The 18,859-nt window shown below is 31.4% G+C and carries 20 protein-coding genes and 1 riboswitch; of the genes, 16 read left to right on the top strand and 4 right to left on the bottom strand.

Annotation, left to right across the window (positions count from 1 at the left end; translation table 11 throughout):
* Nucleotides 1-17: 17 nt before the first annotated feature.
* The 8 genes from C7954_RS04215 (at nt 18) to C7954_RS04180 (ending at nt 4,904) form a co-directional block, all read left to right on the top strand.
* The gene (locus tag C7954_RS04215; protein WP_073155692.1) at nt 18-245 is read left to right on the top strand and encodes a KH domain-containing protein; all 228 of its coding nucleotides are present in this window, start codon (nt 18-20) and stop codon (nt 243-245) included.
* Between the two features lie 21 nt (nt 246-266).
* Nucleotides 267-779 carry a ribosome maturation factor RimM gene (gene rimM / locus C7954_RS04210; protein WP_073155689.1) on the top strand — a complete coding sequence of 171 codons (513 nt, stop codon included), beginning with the start codon at nt 267-269 and terminating at the stop codon, nt 777-779.
* An 11-nt stretch (nt 780-790) separates the two neighbouring features.
* Entirely contained in the window at nt 791-1,543 is a 753-nt protein-coding gene (trmD, locus tag C7954_RS04205) for a tRNA (guanosine(37)-N1)-methyltransferase TrmD (protein WP_073155686.1), read from the top strand.
* Entirely contained in the window at nt 1,536-2,120 is a 585-nt protein-coding gene (locus C7954_RS04200; protein WP_073155684.1) for an RNA methyltransferase, read from the top strand. Before trmD ends, C7954_RS04200 begins: the two co-directional genes overlap by 8 nt.
* Nucleotides 2,121-2,151: 31 nt before the next feature.
* On the top strand, nt 2,152-2,505 hold the full coding sequence (gene rplS / locus C7954_RS04195) for a 50S ribosomal protein L19 (RefSeq protein ID WP_073155681.1): 354 nt from the start codon (nt 2,152-2,154) through the stop codon (nt 2,503-2,505).
* 94 nt (nt 2,506-2,599) lie between these two features.
* On the top strand, nt 2,600-3,484 hold the full coding sequence (gene ylqF / locus C7954_RS04190) for a ribosome biogenesis GTPase YlqF (RefSeq protein WP_081374469.1): 885 nt from the start codon (nt 2,600-2,602) through the stop codon (nt 3,482-3,484).
* A complete protein-coding gene (locus tag C7954_RS04185; RefSeq protein WP_081374468.1) occupies nt 3,474-4,340 on the top strand; it encodes a ribonuclease HII in 867 nt (288 codons plus the stop codon). The genes ylqF and C7954_RS04185 overlap by 11 nt, the downstream gene beginning before the upstream one ends.
* A gap of 117 nt (nt 4,341-4,457) precedes the next feature.
* Nucleotides 4,458-4,904 carry a QueT transporter family protein gene (locus C7954_RS04180; protein ID WP_073155674.1) on the top strand — a complete coding sequence of 149 codons (447 nt, stop codon included), beginning with the start codon at nt 4,458-4,460 and terminating at the stop codon, nt 4,902-4,904.
* Here C7954_RS04180 and C7954_RS04175 read toward each other — a convergent pair.
* On the bottom strand, nt 4,887-6,413 hold the full coding sequence (locus tag C7954_RS04175) for a YifB family Mg chelatase-like AAA ATPase (protein WP_073155671.1): 1,527 nt from the start codon (nt 6,411-6,413) through the stop codon (nt 4,887-4,889). The genes C7954_RS04180 and C7954_RS04175 overlap by 18 nt on opposite strands.
* Before the next feature lie 40 nt (nt 6,414-6,453).
* Complete coding sequence (locus tag C7954_RS04170) at nt 6,454-6,819, bottom strand: YraN family protein (RefSeq protein ID WP_073155668.1); 366 nt, start codon at nt 6,817-6,819, stop codon at nt 6,454-6,456.
* Nucleotides 6,820-6,998: 179 nt separating this feature from the next.
* Nucleotides 6,999-7,181, top strand: a riboswitch (cobalamin riboswitch).
* A 135-nt stretch (nt 7,182-7,316) separates the two neighbouring features.
* Here C7954_RS04170 and C7954_RS04165 point away from each other — a divergent pair.
* From C7954_RS04165 to C7954_RS04145, 5 genes are all read left to right on the top strand, one after another.
* Complete coding sequence (locus C7954_RS04165) at nt 7,317-9,119, top strand: TonB-dependent receptor plug domain-containing protein (protein ID WP_089719138.1); 1,803 nt, start codon at nt 7,317-7,319, stop codon at nt 9,117-9,119.
* Between the two features lie 38 nt (nt 9,120-9,157).
* Nucleotides 9,158-10,273, top strand: a complete 1,116-nt coding sequence (locus C7954_RS04160; RefSeq protein ID WP_073155663.1) for an energy transducer TonB — start codon at nt 9,158-9,160, stop codon at nt 10,271-10,273.
* Between the two features lie 14 nt (nt 10,274-10,287).
* Nucleotides 10,288-10,935: a MotA/TolQ/ExbB proton channel family protein gene (locus C7954_RS04155; RefSeq protein ID WP_073155660.1), complete on the top strand. Its 648-nt coding sequence runs from the start codon at nt 10,288-10,290 to the stop codon at nt 10,933-10,935.
* The gene (locus tag C7954_RS04150) at nt 10,919-11,317 is read left to right on the top strand and encodes an ExbD/TolR family protein (RefSeq protein ID WP_073155658.1); all 399 of its coding nucleotides are present in this window, start codon (nt 10,919-10,921) and stop codon (nt 11,315-11,317) included. The genes C7954_RS04155 and C7954_RS04150 overlap by 17 nt, the downstream gene beginning before the upstream one ends.
* 181 nt (nt 11,318-11,498) lie before the next feature.
* On the top strand, nt 11,499-12,278 hold the full coding sequence (locus C7954_RS04145) for an SIMPL domain-containing protein (RefSeq protein ID WP_073155655.1): 780 nt from the start codon (nt 11,499-11,501) through the stop codon (nt 12,276-12,278).
* Nucleotides 12,279-12,365: 87 nt separating this feature from the next.
* On the opposite strand, the gene C7954_RS04140 is transcribed toward C7954_RS04145, so the two are convergent.
* A complete protein-coding gene (locus C7954_RS04140) occupies nt 12,366-13,040 on the bottom strand; it encodes a potassium channel family protein (protein WP_073155652.1) in 675 nt (224 codons plus the stop codon).
* A gap of 52 nt (nt 13,041-13,092) precedes the next feature.
* Nucleotides 13,093-14,592 (bottom strand): TrkH family potassium uptake protein, encoded by a 1,500-nt coding sequence (locus C7954_RS04135; protein WP_235817768.1) that lies wholly within the window; start codon nt 14,590-14,592, stop codon nt 13,093-13,095.
* Between the two features lie 149 nt (nt 14,593-14,741).
* Here C7954_RS04135 and dprA point away from each other — a divergent pair, with 149 nt between their 5' ends.
* The 3 genes from dprA to topA all read left to right on the top strand — a co-directional run bounded on the left by dprA (nt 14,742) and on the right by topA (nt 18,539).
* Complete coding sequence (dprA, locus tag C7954_RS04130; RefSeq protein WP_073155646.1) at nt 14,742-15,884, top strand: DNA-processing protein DprA; 1,143 nt, start codon at nt 14,742-14,744, stop codon at nt 15,882-15,884.
* Between the two features lie 63 nt (nt 15,885-15,947).
* A complete protein-coding gene (locus tag C7954_RS04125; protein WP_073155643.1) occupies nt 15,948-16,436 on the top strand; it encodes a DUF494 family protein in 489 nt (162 codons plus the stop codon).
* 24 nt (nt 16,437-16,460) lie between these two features.
* Nucleotides 16,461-18,539, top strand: coding sequence for a type I DNA topoisomerase (gene topA / locus C7954_RS04120; RefSeq protein ID WP_134058829.1), 2,079 nt, complete (start codon nt 16,461-16,463; stop codon nt 18,537-18,539).
* Nucleotides 18,540-18,859: the final 320 nt, after the last annotated feature.

Raw genomic sequence — 18,859 nt, 5'->3', positions numbered from 1 at the left:
AAAAGGAGGTTTTCTCCATGGAAGAACTAATAAAATTTATTGCCGAATCAATTGTAGATAATCCTTCAGAAGTTTCAGTTAACAGGGTTGAAGAAGAAAATTCTATCACTGTAGAACTTTCTGTTGCAGATGAAGATATGGGTAAAGTTATTGGTAAGAGAGGCCGAATTGCTAAAGCAATTAGAACCGTTGTTAACGCTGCAGCAGCCAAAGAAGGAACGAATGTAAAGGTTGATATTAAATAAATTTTCAGGCTGGTGAAATAATTGAATGATAATTACTTAGAAATTGGAATAATAACTCGTTTTCAGGGAAATAAAGGTGAGGTGCGTATCAAAGCAACAACTGATATTCCCGAGCGTTTCCTTGATTTAGATTTTGTATATCTAAAAAGAGGAAAAGAGTTAAAAGAGCTGGAAATTGAATATATTCGTTTCCATAAACAATTTGTAATAATTAAGTTTTTTGCTGTCAATTCTATTGATGAAGCTGAAAAACTTAAAAATTATCAGGTTTTGATTGATAAGTCTGAAAAATATTTACTTCCAGAAGATAATTTTTATGTCAGTGATTTGATTGACTGTGAAGTCTATTTAGAATCTGGCAGATATCTAGGAACATTAATAGATGTGGTTGATACTTCAGGTACAGATATTTTTCTGGTCCAAGGCCAGGATAAAAAATATATGTTACCTGCCAGTCGTGAGATGATTTTAGAAATTGATCTTGAGAATAAAAAGATTATTGTTGATCCGATACCAGGAATCTTAGATCTTTAGGAGCTGAATTTATGTTTTTTGATATTTTAACTCTTTTCCCTAAAATGTTTGCGGGACCTTTTAGTGAGAGTATTTTAAAAAGAGCCAGAGAAAAAGATTTGATAGATATTAAAACAGTTAATATCCGTGATTTTGCTGAAGATAAACATCATACAACAGATGAACCACCTTATGGTGGGGGAGCTGGTATGGTGATGAAGGCAGAACCGATCTTTAAAGCCTGGCAGGATACTCAAAATAAAAGAGAGCATAAGTCAAAAACAATTTTAATGAGTCCACAGGGTAAGGAATTGAGTCAAGATTTAGTTAAAGATCTGAGTAAAGAGAAAGGTTTAACAATAATTTGTGGTCGTTATGAAGGTGTAGATGAGCGGGTTAGAGAAACTATTGTTGATCAAGAAATTTCTATCGGTGATTACGTACTTACTGGTGGAGAACTGCCGGCAATGGTTCTTGTAGACTCTATTTCTCGTCTTTTAACTGGAGTTTTAGGTGATGAAGATTCTTCTAAAAATGATTCATTTTATAATGGACTTTTAGAACATCCCCATTACACCAGACCACGAGAATTTAATGGTCTTAAGGTTCCTGATGTTTTACTCAGCGGTAACCATCAGTTAATCGAGCGCTGGCGCAAAAAAGAGTCTCTTAAGAGAACTTTTTTAAGAAGAAAAGACCTGCTGGAAGATAAAAAATTTAGTGATCAAGAAATTGAATTACTTAAAGAAATAAAGCTGGAACTAAAGGGTGAAGTTAATGAGTAATATTGAGGCAGATGTCTATCTTGGATTAGTCCATAATCCTATTTATAACAAATTGGACGAAATCATAACAACAACTGTAACAAATTATGATTTACACGATATTTCAAGAGCTGCAAAAACATATGATATAAAAAAATACTATATAATAAATAATTTAAAGTCACAGCAGGAATTAGTGGAAAGAGTTAGAGATTACTGGACCGGTGGTCGAGGTGCGGATTATGTATATAATCGTCATCAGGCTTTTTCTGTTCTCGAAATTGCTTCTGAATTAGAGGAAGCAAAAGAGAATATCAGAGAAGAAACCGGAAAAGAGCCGCTGCTGATTGCTACTGATGCTAGAGAATATCCTAATAACATTTCTTATAAAGATATGCGAAAGGAACTGCAGCAGATTGATCGTCCATTTTTAATTATTTATGGAACCGGTTATGGATTAACTAAAGAGATGGTTGCTGACTGTGATTATGTGCTTTATCCAATCTGGGGTAGAGGCGATTTTAATCATCTTTCAGTTAGAAGTGCTGCTTCGATAATTATGGACCGCTTGTTATCTGATCCCTGGTGGGAAGCATAAATTTAAATATTTTTTGAGAGGAGGTTTATAGATGAATATTATCAATGAAATAGAAAAAGAACAAATTCGTGATGATATCCCAGAATTTGCTGTTGGAGATACATTAGATCTTAAAGTTTTAATTTCTGAGGGTGGAAAAGAAAGATTACAGCCATTTAGAGGTGTAGTTATCCGTAGAAATGGTGGTGGTCTGAATGAGACTTTTACTATTCGTAAGATCGCTCACGGTGTAGGTGTGGAAAGAACTTTTCCCCTCCATACTTCTAAATTAGATACAATTACTGTGGTTCGTCGTGGTGATGTTAGAAGATCTCGCCTTTATTACCTGCGTGACAGAAGAGGTAAAGCTTCTAGAATTAAGGAAAAAAGAGAAGAAAGAAAGTAATTATTTGAGACTAAGGTGGGGAACTTCTCCACCTTTTTTCAATATCTAAAGCTAAATTTTTAATAAATTTTATTATTTTTAAGGAGTTTTAATTATGATACAGTGGTATCCCGGCCATATGGCCAAAGCAAAGAGAATACTAAAAGAAGATTTAAAATTAGTAGATATAGTAATCGAAGTTGCTGATGCTAGAATTCCAATCAGCAGTCAGAATCCTGATTTAAGAAAATTAATTAATGAGCAGTCAAAAGTTACTGTTTTAAATAAAAAAGATCTGGCTGATGCTGAATTTAATCAGAAGTGGATTGATTTTTTTCAAAATCAAACAGATAAAGATGCAGTTTTACTTAATTCATTAACAGGTGACGGAGTTAGTGAGCTAAAGAGTATTTTAAATAATACTTATGATCAAATTGCTTCTAAACTGGCGCAAAAGGGTAGAAACCCTCGCCGCCTGAGGGCAATGATTATTGGTATTCCCAATGTGGGAAAATCTGCACTGATAAATTTATTAGCTGGTTCAAAAATCACTACAATTGGTAACAAACCTGGTGTTACTAAAGGTAGACAATGGGTTAATGTCAGCAAAAAAATTAGATTGCTTGATACACCTGGTATTTTGTGGCCTAAATTTTCTGATGAGGATAAGGCATATAAATTAGCCTTAACTGGGGCTGTTGATAATGACATTTTTGACGCAGAACTTGCTGCTTATAAATTAATTGATTTTATAATTGAGATCAATGAAGATCTTCTATTAGATGCTTACGGACTTGATTATTTAGAAACACAGGCTTACGATATACTGGCTGATATAGCTCGTAAAAGAGGCTGCTTAATGACTGGAGGTAAAGTTGATCGCAATCGTGCTGCCGGAATAGTCATTAATGATTTTAGAGACGGTAAATTGGGTAGAATCACTCTAGAAAAACCAGCAGAAGCAGCTGAACTGAAGGTGGAAACTGATAATGAGGAATGATCAAAATTTTAAAACAAAGAAATCTAAAGAGCAGAATGATCTAAAAGACTTCACTAAGATAAGTGAACTTACAATTAAAGAGGTTAAAAAATTGACTTCTGATTTAGAAGTTGACCAAAAACTTCCAGAAATAATAGAAATTTTAGAAGCAGATTCTCGTAAAGGGGTGCAAAAGATTGCAGCTCAATTGGAGCGAAAGATTGCAAAAAAAGAAGCAGTCATTACTAAATGGAAGCAGATGAATGAAATTGAGGCTGAACTTTCTGCTCAGGGATATCAGCTGATCGTTGGTATAGATGAAGCAGGCAGAGGTCCACTTGCTGGTCCGGTAGTTGCTGCAGCAGTAATTTTAGATCCAGAACGAAAAATATATGGACTCGATGATTCTAAAAAACTTTCCTGTCAAAAGAGAGAGGAATTATATGAGGAAATTTATTCTAAGGCTCTGGTTGGAGTTGGTAAGGCAAGCAGCAGCGAAATTGATAAATATAATATTAGAGAAGCCACTTTTGTGGCTATGAAGAGAGCAGTGAAAAATCTACTGCCAAATTTAGATAAGCATCCTGATATTTTATTAGTTGATGGAAATGCCTTAATTCCTAATTTAACTATGGAACAGAAAGCAATAATTGATGGTGATGCAGATATTAATGCAATTGCTGCAGCTTCAATTATTGCTAAGGTAAGCAGGGATAATATTATTTTTAAATATGCAAAAAAATATCCTCAATATAATTTTAAGTCAAATAAAGGCTATGGAACAGCTGAGCATATTGCAGCTTTAGAAAAACATGGATCATCACCAGTTCATCGTAAATCCTTTGGCAGAGTACCAAAAAGAAAATTAAAAGATTAATAAATCATATTAAAGCTTGTCCAAGATTAGAGGGGCTAGCTCAATAATATATAAAATATGCTGAATGTTAATAATTCATTTAAAATCTAAATAAGCTCTTGGAAAGGAGATAAGAAAATGGATACACAAAAAATTGCCAGAGGTGCAGCAATTACAGCCTTATATGTTGTAATCACTTATTTTTTGGCTCCTATTAGTTTTGGGCCAATCCAGTTTAGAGCAGCAGAAGCTTTAACGGTTTTACCAATAATTTTTCCAGAAGCTGTACCGGCTTTATTTTTAGGTGTAATGCTGGCTAATGTTATTGGTGGTCTTGGTATGGTTGATATAGTTGGAGGTAGTTTAGTTACTCTTTTAGCTGCCTATGTTACTTATAAAAACAAAGACAATTTTTTTGCTTATTTAAGCCCAATTTTATTTAATGCATTTTTAATTAGTATTTATCTGCATCTTTTATTTGATCTTCCTTACTGGTTAAATGTAATTCAAATTGGCTTAAGTGAAGCAGCAGTAGTTTTAATTTTAGGAGTTCCACTAATTAAATATTTAAAGAAGCATTTCTGATTTTTCTGCATACCAGCGAAAATCGACAGCTTCAATTAAATCCGATTCTTTAATCAGATCATTATTATTTAAATCAGCTATTGTTCTTGCAACCCTCATTAATCTAATATAACCTCTGACACTCAACTTAAGTCTTTGATAGGCCTGATTTAATATCTTTTGACTTTTTTGATCAAGCTGGCAGTATTTTTCGATGTCTTTTAAAAGCAGTTCAGAGTTATTTTTCAAATTAGAATTTAGATATCTTTCAGCCTGCATTTTGCGGGCTATTTCTATTTTATCAGTATAATTTTGATCTTTAGCTGTAGGAGGAGTAGTTAATATTTCATCTTTTTCTAAAGGTAAAACTTCAATCTGTAAATCAATTCGATCTTTTAAGGGTCCTGATAATTTTTGTTGATATCTAACAATATCTCTTTCTGAGCATTTACAGCTTCTATCTTTGACACCAGAAAAACCGCAGGGACAGGGATTCATAGCTGCAATAAATTGAAAATCAGCTGGAAAGTAATAACTGCCCTGTTGTCTTACAATCTTAATTCTCTTTTTTTCTAAGGGTTCTCTTAAATTTGCCAGTACACTGCTTTTAAACTCGGGTAGTTCATCTAAAAACAGGACACCATTATGGGCTAAAGATATCTCCCCTGGAACAGGTATATGACCACCTCCAATTAAAGCAGCGGCTGTAATAGAATGATGTGGTGCAACAAATGGACGCCTTTTTTTGACCAAATTTAATTCTTCTAAATTATTGTTGATGCTGTAAATTGAAGCAGTTTCTAATAATTCCTTTTTATCTAAAGGGGCTAATAATTGTACAATTGATTCTGCTAAAACTGTTTTACCACAGCCTGGTGGTCCAATTAAAAGTAAATTATGACCTCCAGCTGCAGCAGTGATAATAGCTTTTTTAGCATTTTTTTGACCTCGTATATCAGAAAGATCAGTATAATCTACAGCTGGTTTAATTTCTGTTTTGGGAGTGATTAATATATTTTCTTGATTATCTTCTAAATTATCAACATCCCGCAGATGTTTGATTAGATAAGAGCTTAAATTTTTGACTAAAAATGATTCTTTCTTATTTTGAGCTGGAAGCACAGCTTCCTTAAAATTATTTTCTTGAGCTGCTAACAGCATAGATAAGACACCTTTGACATGATTTATATTTCCATTTAAATTTAATTCACCAGCAAAAAACTTTTTGTTTTTATTCTTAATTTTAATTTGGCCCGAACATTCCAATAAAACTGCAGCTATCGCTAAATCAAAATGAGAACCATATTTATTAATATTTCCCGGAGCCAGGTTTACAGTTATTTTTTTAACCGGCCATTCAAAACCGGAATTTATAATAGCTGAACGAACCCTTTTTGCAGATTCTCGTACAGTTTTACCGGCTAAGCCAACTATATTGAAACCGGGTAAGCCTCTAGAAATATCTACTTCAACTCTGACAATTTCTGCTTTAACTCCATGAATAACCGCTGAATAGAGATATGAATACATAATTTTCTCCTTCCTTAAGTCTGACCTTTAAATAAAATAATTAATTGATAATATTGGTAAAATGTTTGAGTTTATCAATTTTTTTAGCATCTGGATCAATCTTTAGTGCAATTAAATCAAAGCGAATTGAACTTAAATGAATATTTTTTTCAGAAAAATAAAAAATTGCAGCTTGCCGGATATTGTGCAGCTGTTTATGATAGAGTGATTGTGCCAGTTCAATATAATTTTCTGAACTTCTGCTTTTCACTTCAACAAAAATTGTATAGCTTTCTTTAGCAGCGATGATGTCAATTTCTCCAAATTTATTCCTATAGTTTCGCTCAACAATATAATAACCTTCCTTTTTTAAATACCTAACTGCAATTTCTTCACCTAAAACACCAATTTTATTATGTAACGCCATAAAAAAACCTCCTTTATTAGATATAATATATAATTATGTAAATAATTAGAAACTCCTTTATTTTTTTATAATTTTTTCACAAAGTTTTATTTTAAGCTAAATTCAAAAATTTTTAAAATAATTAATACTAATTTAAAGGATTTTTTAAAAATTACTAGAATAAAAGTAATAGAAAAGAAAATAATGTTCTCTTTTTAGGTGCTTCTTTAAATGGAAGATAATAGGGAATCAGGTGAAATTCCTGAACGGGTCCGCCACTGTAAATCAGTAGGCTGATTAAAATCACTCATTTAGATTATAATGGGGAAGGTTAATCAGTAAAGCTGTAAAGTCAGGAGACCTGCCTAAGAGGATAACAGCCATCTTCGAGACAGGACTGGTTGTGGGCTATTTAAATATTTATAGACACCCTCAATTTACCTGGGTGTCTTTTTCTATTGTATAGCCTATTTTGTCTAGGGTGGCTGTGAGCAGACAAAAACAGGGAGGAATTATTAATGTTAAAGCAAAAAGTTTTAGTCATGCTTACAGCACTTTTAATTTTAGCAGTGCCGGTAAGTGCACAGGAAGAAGTTGTGGATTTAGAAGAAGTTGTTGTGACAGCAAGCCGTTATGAGGAAAGTATTATGGATACTCCGGTTAGTATTGAAGTTATTGATCAGGAGGAGATTGAAGGAAGTAATGCCCAGAATGTAGCAGAACTTCTGGATACATATACAGGAGTTTATATTAAAGATAATGGCAGTCAGGTTGGAACAAAAAGTGTTAAAATTAGAGGAGCAAGTTCTGATCAAGTTTTGGTCCTATTTGATGGTGTTCCTTATAATGATAACCATAATGGTGGTTTGGATTTATCAATTATTAGTGCAGCTAATATTGAAAAAATTGAAATAATTAAAGGACCTGCTTCAGTTATATATGGAGCTAATGCTATGGGGGGAGTAGTAAATATAATTACAAAAAATATTGAAGATATTTCTGTCACTAAATTAGATTTAGGTTTAGGTTCTGAAAACACTAATACTTACCAACTTTCTCATAATGAAAAAATTGATGATTTTGGTATTTATTTATCTTATTTAGATAAAAGTTCTGATACTTATTTAGAAGAAAGTAATTTTGATCAGGAAAATGTTTTTCTGAAAATAAATAATAATATAAGTAAATATTCAGATATAACCTTTACTTTTAATAATAATATTTCTGATAAAGTAATTAATAATTTAGATCAAAATGATGAAGAGCAAAATTTATCTTTATCCTGGAAAAGACAGACAGAAGCGATTGAAACAAATTTTAGAATATATAAGAATGATAGGCAGAGAGAATACCCTTCCAGTAATTCATTACATGAAAAAGATCAGAGTGGTTTTATTTTAAATAATATTAATTATTTAGATAACCATACATTTAATTATGGTGTTGAAATTAAAAGGGATGAAGTAAAAAGTACAGATATAGAAAACGGGAATAAAGAAAATACTAATAAAGCATTATTTGTAAAAGATAATTGGAATTTCAATTCTGAATTAGATCTTATATTTGCAGCCCGATATGATGATCATGAGGAATATGGATCTAATTTAAGTCCACAAGCTGCTATTAATTATAATTTAAATAAAAATTATAAGACTTTTATCTCATATTCTGAAGCTTTTAGAGCCCCAACTTTTGATGATTTATATGGAGTTTATGCAGCCAATCCAGCTTGGCATTACCCGGGTTTTGAAGGTAATCCAGATCTTGAAGCTGAAGAAAGTGATAATTATGAAATTGGTCTAAAATTTAATTCTGTAATTGGAAAGGGAAGTGTTAGTTATTTTTATAGAGAAGTAACTAATTTAATTACAAATGATTACAGTGTTTCTCCGAACACAATGAAAAATGTTGATGATAAATCAGAATTTAAAGGAATAGAACTAAATATAGATAATCAACTCACTAGAAAATTAAGTTCCAGTTTTAACTATACTTATTTAGACAGTCAGGATAATAATGGAGATAGAATAGCCGGTAATCCTTACCACAATGCTAAAATTTCTTTAAAGTATAAAAAAGACGAAAAAACATTTTTTGTTTCAGGTAAATTAATTTCAGATAATATTGATGGATTTAGTGGTACAGAAATGCCTTCATACTTTGTTGTAGATTCAAGCATTAATGTTCCAATAAATATAATTAATCAGAAAATAGATTTATTATTTTCTATCAACAACCTTTTTAACAAAGATTATGAAGTAGTAGACGGTTATCCAATGCCAGGCCGCAACTTTATGGTTAATCTCAGCACCAAATTCTAGTTAAACCTACAAATTAACTTATAGAAAGGATGATGATAATGAAGAATAACAAAATAATATATCTAACAGCCTTCCTCTTATCATTATCCCTTATCTTACTGCTGGAAGCTGGGTCTTTAAAGCTTTTGGCAGAAGATCTAAAAATTAAGAAAAAAGAAGAAGTTGAAATAGAACTATTATTATCTGCTTCTAAACAGCTTGCTGGGGAAGAAAACCAGCCAGATGTCAATAATGAAATAAACCCCCAAACAAAAGAAACAGCTGCTCAGGCTCAAAATGATGAAGCGGAAGTAGATAAAAATAGTTTAGCTGAAAAAAAGGATGAAATTACTGAAGAAGAGGAAGACTTTGTTGAAAATAAGATAATAGCAGAAAAGAAAACACCAAAAAAAGAAGTTAAACAAACAGAAAACAAACTAAAAGAATCAAAAGTAAATAATATAGAAGATAAGCAGCAGGAAAAGAATGATGTAAATGAACAAATTGATAAAAAAACTAAATTAGAAAAAGCAGAAAAAACAGCTGAGCCACCAGCCTGGATGCAGAACTCAGCAAATAACTCAGAAAAAAAAGAATCTGTAGAGCAGGAAGAACAAAATGAAAAAGATGAATTTGATTTAGATAGTTATATAGCTAATTTGGAAGCCGAAGCAGATAAAAAATCGGAGTCAGCTGAAACAAATAAGGTTAATGAAGAAAATGAAGCTGCAGATCTTCAATCAGATCAGAGCAGCACAGCTGAAGCAATAAATAGTAAAGATGCTAAAATAGTAAAAAAAGTTGAGACCATTCAAAATAGTAACTCTGATAATTCTGCTGCAGCGAAAAATAAAGCTGATCAAGAAAATAAAGTTTATGATCTAAGAAAAGGTAATTCAGATTCAATTAAAAAACCAGGGGTTAGTAAATATAGCCAGCCAGAATACCCTTCTAATTTAAGGCGAAGAAATATAGAGGGTAGGGTTATAGTTTCTTTAAGAATTGATAAAGAAGGAAAAACACATGATTTGAAGATTAATCAAAGCTCGGGTTATAAGTCGTTTGACCAGGCTGCTCTGAAGGCGGTAGGTGATTGGGAATTTAAAGCTGCTGAAAAAGATGGGGAAAAGATCGAAGTAATAGTAAATCTGCCAATAAAATTTGAGTTGAACTAAAGGAGGTAAGATAAATGATTACAGAATTTATAGAAACTGCAGGAGTTGTAGCATACCCACTGCTTTTAGCTGCATTTTTAATGCTTTTTATAATATTTGAAAGAACTATAGTTTTTATTTTAAATTATAGAACAATTAATAAAGAACAATATTTAAAAGCTATTGAAGATTTTGATGAAAGTAATTTAGGGGATAATATCTTGCATAATCAAAAAGGAATTGCAGCAAAAATATATTATAATACATTAAAAAGAAATCCACAGAGTAGAGAAGAATTTAAACTTTATCTTGATGCGGAGGAAGTTGATCAGCTGCCAGAATTAGAAAAACGTTTAGGATTTTTAAATTTTATTGCCCAGGTAGCGCCAACTTTAGGCCTTTTAGGAACTGTTAGTGGAATGATCAAAACATTTCAGGTCTTAGGTCTAGGGGGGAACCCGGAACAGATGGCTTTAGGTATTTCTGAAGCTCTATTTACGACAGCTGCTGGTTTAATAATTTCATTACCTGCTGCAGCATTTTATCATTATTTTTATGCAAAAATTGAGAAGCTACACAATCAGCTGAATAATTTAAGATTGGAAAGTGAGAGTATGCTTTTCAAAAAAGAAATAGAGGAGACAACTAAAAAGGGGTTGAAAAAGAATGAGTTATCAGCCTAAAAAAAAGAGCTCAACTTTAAATCTGGCCCCGATGATCGATATTGTATTTTTATTGTTAATCTTCTTTTTAGTTTCTTCAACACTGCAGGGAGAAGAAGCCCTATATAATATTACGGTACCGGACAGCAGTATTGGAAAAACTAAAAATGTAGAGATGGTTAATATCTTTTTGGATCAAAATAATAAAATCTATTACAATCAAAAAGAGTACAGTCGACAAGATATAGATAATTTAATAACTGATTTAAACGCTGAAAAAAATAATAAAATAAAGATTTATGCTGACAAAGAAAGTAATTTTGAAGCAGTTGTATTTTTAATTGAAAAATTTAAAAACAAAAACTTTCAAAACATTTCATTTGCTTTGCGTGAAGAAAATTAGGTGATAGAGTGAAAGTCTGCTTGCAAACCGCGTGGACTTGCCCGAGGAGGGTCAAAGATCATTAAACTATAAAAATATCATTAAAATTAATAAAGGAATTTTACAATCTTATTAGAATTATATAAATAGGGTAAAGATAAAAATGCAATAATATTAATAAAAGTTAAATGGAGGGATTTTTATGAGTAAAAATCTAGGAATGTTTTTAGTTTTTATCGCTTTAATTTTATTATCAGTTTTAGTTGTAAATGGTCTATATTTTAATACTCCAGCAGTACAAACAGCAGAAAAAGAAGGGCCTGCAGAAAAAAAGGTTGAAGAAGACTATATTACTACTAGTTTAAGTATTAATCAACAGCGTGAATATGATCCGGAGGTAGTTGAGGTAGTACTTGGTTTTGAAAATGAAAGCAGAGAACAGTCAACTGCAGTTGAAGAAAATAATAGAATTGTAAGTAAATTAATGTCAATTCTAGAAGCAGAAGAATTAGAAAACATTGAAACACAGGGTTTTAGAGTTTATCCTTATACTAATTATATATCATTAGATGATGAAGATGAAGAAGAAAAAGTAACCTTCTATCGAGTTAGTAATCAGATTAAGTTTAGTACTAAGAATTTAGGAGAACTTCCGGTATTGCTGGGGAAATTGTTAAATGCCGGGGCTAATAGAGTTGTAAATATAAATTACCGCTTGGAAAGTAATGAAAAGGCTTTAGAAGAAGTTACAGCTATGGCTTTGAATTCTTTAAAAGAAAAGGCAGCTTTTATGGCTGAAAACTTAGATAAAGAAAATTACAGAATTAAAAAAATTAGTTTTGGTCAGCAGAATATTTACGGTAATGATGTTTTGAGGTCAATGACAAGAAGTGCTGAATCAGCTAAATTTTCAGAAGTTCCACTGGCTGAACAAAAGGTAAATATAAATGTTTCAGTTTCAGCAGAAGTAGAATTATACTAAATATAATTTTTATAGAACAGATAATAAAAGCTGAGTGCGGTTTTCTGTACTCAGCTTTTGTTAATTATTTACATTTAGGCAAATGTCCTATTTTTTATTAAGTAAAAAATCAGCTGCACTTTCCATATCATCTTTTGAGGCCACTAAAAAAACTTGATTACCAGCAAATATTTCCCTATTTCCTCGGGGGACTATATATCTATCCTGAGCCTTGTCAAAAATACCTGCAATTACACAGTTTTCAGGAAAGTTTTTTTGACTAACTATTTCTGAAATCTTCATACCCGAAATGGATGATTCAGGTGGGATAGTTAAGATCGAAACTTCAGCTTTTCCATCACCTAAAGAGGCAACTTTTCTTACATCAGGTTCTTCAATATCAGTAATAAAACGATCAACAATTAATTCCATAGTAGCTGCAATGTTGGTGGCACCAGCCATCTGATAGGCATTTTCGTATTCAGGCTCTCTCATTCTGACTAAGATCTTTTTTACCCCAAAGTTTTTAGCTAAAAGTGAAAAAGAAAGATTATCAGCATCATCTCTCATAACTGCTATTGCTATATCACACTTTTCAATACCAGCCTCTTTTAAAATATCAATTCTAGTCGCACTTCCTAAGACAGTTACTGCTCCATAACGGCTGTATATTTTTTCAGCAACACTTTGTTCTTTCTCAATTACAATTACATCATGTTTTTGAACTAAATTTTTAGTTAGATTCCTACCGGCAATACCTCCACCAGCTATAATTATATACATTTATTTTACCTCCAATTTTGATATAAATTTATAATAATAATTTCAATAGTTCTTAATCTCTCCAGGCTTTTCTAGAAAATAAGATAATAATCGGTAAAATTTCTAACCTTCCGGCCAGCATTCCAATAATATAAGTCAGTTTAATGATCGGAGAAAGTGAAGCCATTTTTTCAACAGAAAAGAAGAATGGCCCTATATTTCCCATTGCAGAAAACATACCTGAAAAAGCCTGCCAGCCATTGAGATCAGAAAAAATAGAAGTTATTATACCTCCAATAACAATCATGAACAGCCAGAAAGAAAATAGGCCTGTAAGTTTATTTATTTCATCACTATTAATAATACTTTTATCTAAAGTTACAGGTAGTACTGCATGGTTTGGTAGGTATATTTTTTTGACTTCTCTTTTAAATAAACCCCCTAAAATATTTAAACGCATTACTTTAATTCCACCAGATGTAGAACCAACACTACCTCCGATCAACATAAAGACTATAAAAATCTGTCTGGCTGCAGCTGGAAAAAAATTAGAATTAATATTATGAGTTCCAAAACCAGTAGTTGTAATGATAGAGGTTACCTGAAAAATTGTTTTTCTGAAAATTTCTTCAGCATTAAAATCACCAGCAGTATTTAAAATTATAATTAAAAAACTAATAAAAACTGTAGAATATAAGATTAATCTCAAAAAGGTCTTCAATTCACTATTTTTCTTAATGCTTTCATAGTCTTTAGTAAAAAATCTAAAGTGAAGTAAAAAATTGACTCCACCTAAAAACATAAAAAATGTTATAACATATTCAATTAAAATATAATTGCTGTAACCACTATCGGCAAAATGGGCTATACTGGCATCATACTGTGAAAACCCACCGGTTGAGAGGGTTGTAAAACTATGAGTTAAAGCATCAAATGGAGCTAAACCCAGAGAAATCAAGATTATACTTTCTAAAAGCATAAAACCTAAATAAATCATCCAGAGTATTTTTACAGTTTTAAAAACATTTGGCACCGGCCTCGAAACATTAATTTTATGGCTTTCTGCACTAAATAACTGCCAGGTTTCTCCCTTAGCTCTAGTTGAAATTAAAAGGAAAAAAGTTAAAATACCCAAACCACCCAAAAGCTGCATTAAACTTCTCCAAAAAATAATAGACTTGGGCATTGAGTCAAGTCCGGTAAAGACAGTAATTCCAGTTGTTGTAAAACCACTGACTGCTTCAAAAAATGAATCCACAAAAGATTTTTCAATACCGATCATAAAAGGAAGAGCTCCTAAAATTGAAACTATAATCCAGCCCAAGGCACATAAGAGCATTGCTGTTGTCAGGTCAATATAAATATTTTCGGGATCGGTTGGCAATTTTAAAATTGTGCCTGTGATTAAAGAAATAATTATCGTGTAATAAAAGGCTTGATAAATATTAATTCCCTCCTGATAAAAAAAAGCTAGTAATAAAGGGATTACAATAATAAAGCCTATAATAAACGCAAGTATGCTTAGAAAATATAGAATAGTGTTGTATTTGGTAGATTTGAGCAATAAAATCACTCCTTAATAAAAATCCAGAAATAAAATATAAATAGTCTCGATTAATTATACTATTCAATAACAATTGGAATCTTCCTTTAAATTCTAAATTAAATTTGCTATTAGATTTTTTTGGATATATAATATAAATAAACTCAAGGAGGTAAATTATGGATATTAATGCTCTGGTAATAATTTTTTTGAACAGGATAAGTGGTTTTGGGCCTAAAACTATTGAGAATTTAACTGTTAAATTAGATAATCTAGAATCAATCTGGCACTTTAGTAATTACAGGTTAAAAAAATTAGGTTTAAAGAATTCTCAAATTAAAGAGTTTAATAAAACTAAAAATAATTTTAATGCTAAAAAAATTATAGCGGAATTAAATGACAAAAAAATTAAATATCTAACGCTTTATAATAATAAATATCCTCAAAAGTTAAGAAACATTTATGATCCACCCCCTGTTATCTTTTATAAGGGGACCTTAAACTTTCAGCTGCCAGCAGTTGCCATCATCGGTTCCAGAAATTCTACTGTTTATGGTCGAAAAATTGCCGCTAGAACTGCAGCAGAATTAGCTAAAATGGGTGTAAATATAATTAGCGGCTTAGCCAACGGGATAGATGGTACTGCTCATAAAGGGGCATTATCTGTAGAAGCTGGAATAACAACAGCCGTATTAGGCAATGGCTTTGATTATCTCTATCCTTCTCAAAACAATATATTATCTAAAAAAATAGCTGATAATGGTTTAATGATAACGGAATTTAATCCAGAAGTTCCGCCTCGAGCTCAAAACTTTCCCAGAAGGAATAGGATTATTAGTGCTCTCGCAGATTTAATACTAGTAGTAGAGGCCGGAGCCAAAAGTGGAACTCTAATTACAGTTGATTATGCTTTAGAGCAGGGTAAAGATATCATGGCTGTACCGGCAAATATTGATAGGCCTAATTCTGTTGGCTGCAACAAACTTATAAAAAAGGGAGCAGCAATTTTTACGAAGGTGAGTGATATTACCGATTATCTGAACCAATATCTGCAGCAGCAAGAAAGTAAAAATGACTTTTTAGAAAGTAAGAAGCTGATCAATAAGGTATATCCAGATTTAAATCATGATGAGCTAAAAATATTAAAACTTTTTCAGCATGAAATAGAAATTTATTATGATGATTTAATTAAATTAAGTAATTTGACTACAGAAAAAGTTGATAGAATACTGGTAAAATTAGAATTGATGAATATTATAATTCGATTAAAAGGAAAAAAATATCAGTTTAAGGGTTTACAAAATCTACTTAAACCAATATAATAATATACTAGTTAAAGATTTTCTTAATGTAGGGAGGCCTAAAGGCAGAAATGCCAGAATAATATGAATAAAAAAGTCATAGAAATTTTAAGTATATTAATTCATAAGATGCTGAATGATGTAGATTTATGGAAAAAACAAGAAGATATAGTAATAGAACTTGAAGACAAAGGACATACTATTGAAAATATTAGTGAAGCATTTGATATTCTATTTAGTGAAGTGATTTCTGTTAGTGATAATGACTATTATATAGATCAAGAAATGCCTAGTGGTTATAATCGCGTGTTTACAAAAGTAGAAAATTTTTATTTTACTAAAGAAATGAAATCTATAATTCTAAAACTCAATGCAATGGGTATTTTGACTGCAGATGAGTTAGAAATTATTATATTTAGGATGTCTCAGCTGGCTGCTGCTAATAATTTAGAAACAGATCTTGTTTGGGAAATAATTAATGAGGTAGTAGATGATTCTGAATCATTAATGACAATTTCGGCTGAATTTAAGGAATTTAACAGTGGTTTATTAAAACAACAGAGAGTAAACTAAGAGTTTACTGGAGGTATAAATTTAATGGCAAAGAAAAAAAAGAATCTGGTGATTGTAGAGTCACCTGCAAAAGCAAAGACAATTAAGAAATTTTTGGGAAGAAATTATAAGGTAGAAGCTTCGATGGGGCATGTTAGAGATTTACCAAAAAGTAAATTAGGTATTGATTTAGAAGATGATTTTGAACCTAATTATATTACAATTCGAGGTAAGGGTAAGACATTAAATAAATTAAGAAAAGCTGCTAAAAAAAGTGACGAAGTTTTTCTTGCAACTGACCCTGACCGTGAAGGAGAAGCTATTTCCTGGCATCTAGCTTATGCCTTAAAATTATCAGAGGAAGAAAATAACCGGATAGAATTTAATGAAATAACTAAAACCGCAATTAAAAATGCAATAAAAAATCCGCGTACAATTAATAAAGACTTAGTAGATGCACAACAGGCTCGTAGATTATTGGACCGCATAGTTGGTTATCGCTTAAGTCCTTTGTTATGGAAAAAAGTTCGTAAGGGTTTAAGTGCAGGTCGAGTTCAATCAGTGGCTGTTAAAATAATTTGTGAGAGAGAAAAAGAAATAAGAAATTTTGAAGAGGAAGAATATTGGAGTTTAGAAATTGAATTAAAAAATGAAAACGGGGAAGTAATTAAGGCTGATTTATATCGAATTGATAATAAAAAATTCAATTTAAAAAGTAAAGAAGAAACAGATCAGGTAATTGAAGACATAAAAAATGAAGAGTTTGAAATAATAAAGGTAAAAAAGAGAAAAAGAAGAAGAAATCCTAAATCTCCTTTTACAACTTCAACCTTACAGCAGCGCGCTTCAAATAAATTAAACTTTACTGCTAAAAAAACTATGTATATAGCTCAGCAGCTATATGAAGGTATAGATGTTGGTAGTGAGGGTACAGTTGGTTTGATTTCATATATCAGAACTGATAGTACAAGATTATCTAATGAAGCAAAAAATGGAGCTAAAAATTATATTTTAAATAAATTTGGCGATAAATTCTTAAAAAATTCAAAGAAGAAATCTAAAAATAATTCTAATGCTCAGGATGCTCATGAAGCAATCAGACCTACTGATACTCAGAGAACACCTGAGAAGATGAAAAAACATTTATCTAAAGATCAATTTAAGCTGTATGATTTAATTTGGAAAAGATTTGTAGCAAGCCAGATGAGTTCTGCACTTTACGAAAGCATTTCAGCTCAATTTAAAGCTGGAGAAAAATATAAATTTAGAGTAAGTGGATCCCGCCTCTTATTTCCGGGACATTTAATTTTAACTGGTAAAGCAAAAGAAGATGATATTGATCTTCCTGTTTTAAACGAGGGAGATAAATATTCTTTAGTTAAAACAAACCCTGAACAGCATTTTACCACTCCACCTCCAAGATACTCTGAGGCAACACTGGTAAAAACTCTGGAAGAAGAAGGGATTGGACGTCCAAGTACTTATGCTCCTACACTTTCTACAATTGAATCTAGAGATTATGTGGAAAAAGAAGGAAGGTATTTTAAACCAACAGAGCTTGGAGAAACTGTTACTGAATTATTAACCGAATATTTTCCTGATGTAACAGATATTGAGTTTACTGCTGATTTAGAGAAGAGACTTGATGAAATTGAAAAAGGTAATGAAAATTGGAAAAAAATCTTAAGAGATTTTTATGAACCTTTCTATAAACGTTTAGAAAATGCGAGAGAAAATATGGAAAGTGTTCAAATTGTAGAAGAAACAGATGAAGTTTGCGAAAAATGTGGTAGTCCAATGGTTGTTAAGTATGGTCGTTATGGTAAGTTTTTAGCCTGCTCAAGTTATCCGGAATGTAAAAATACTAAACCTTATTTGATCAAAACTGGGGTTGACTGTCCGGAATGTGAAGATGGAGAAATTATTGAGCGAACATCTAAAAAAGGTAGAACATTTTATGGCTGCAGTAATTATCCTGATTGTAATTTTATGAGTTGGAACAAACCGGTTAAAAAGCCCTGCCCCGAATGCGGCAGTTTAATGGTAGAAAAAACCACTAAGGCCAAAGGTAAACATTATAAATGTACGAACAAAGAATGTGGACATACTGAAAAAGCAGATTAATTACTGAACTTTTTGACTAGCTAGCTTTCTCCAATTTTTGCGTTTGTTTATAATTTTGGGGAAAGCTTTAAAAATTCATTTTGCGAAAGCGTTTTCGATAATCAGATAATTATAACTAATATAATAACGTTAACAACATGAATTTTTAAAATATATATGAAAAATATTGTGAATTTAAGAGCAAAAACTTGACTTTTTTTATAAAAACATGTTAATATAAACAAAACACCACTTTACAAAAAAATTAGATAAAAAATTGGCGACTTATTCCTTCTTTTGATATAATATTTGTTACCTACAACAAATATGAAAGGAATAAA

Source organism: Halanaerobium congolense (assembly GCF_004366375.1).
Classification (GTDB): Bacteria; Bacillota; Halanaerobiia; order Halanaerobiales; family Halanaerobiaceae; genus Halanaerobium; species Halanaerobium congolense.
The sequence above is the reverse complement of the archived record's forward strand: the minus strand, read 5'-3'. Positions and strand labels throughout refer to the sequence as shown.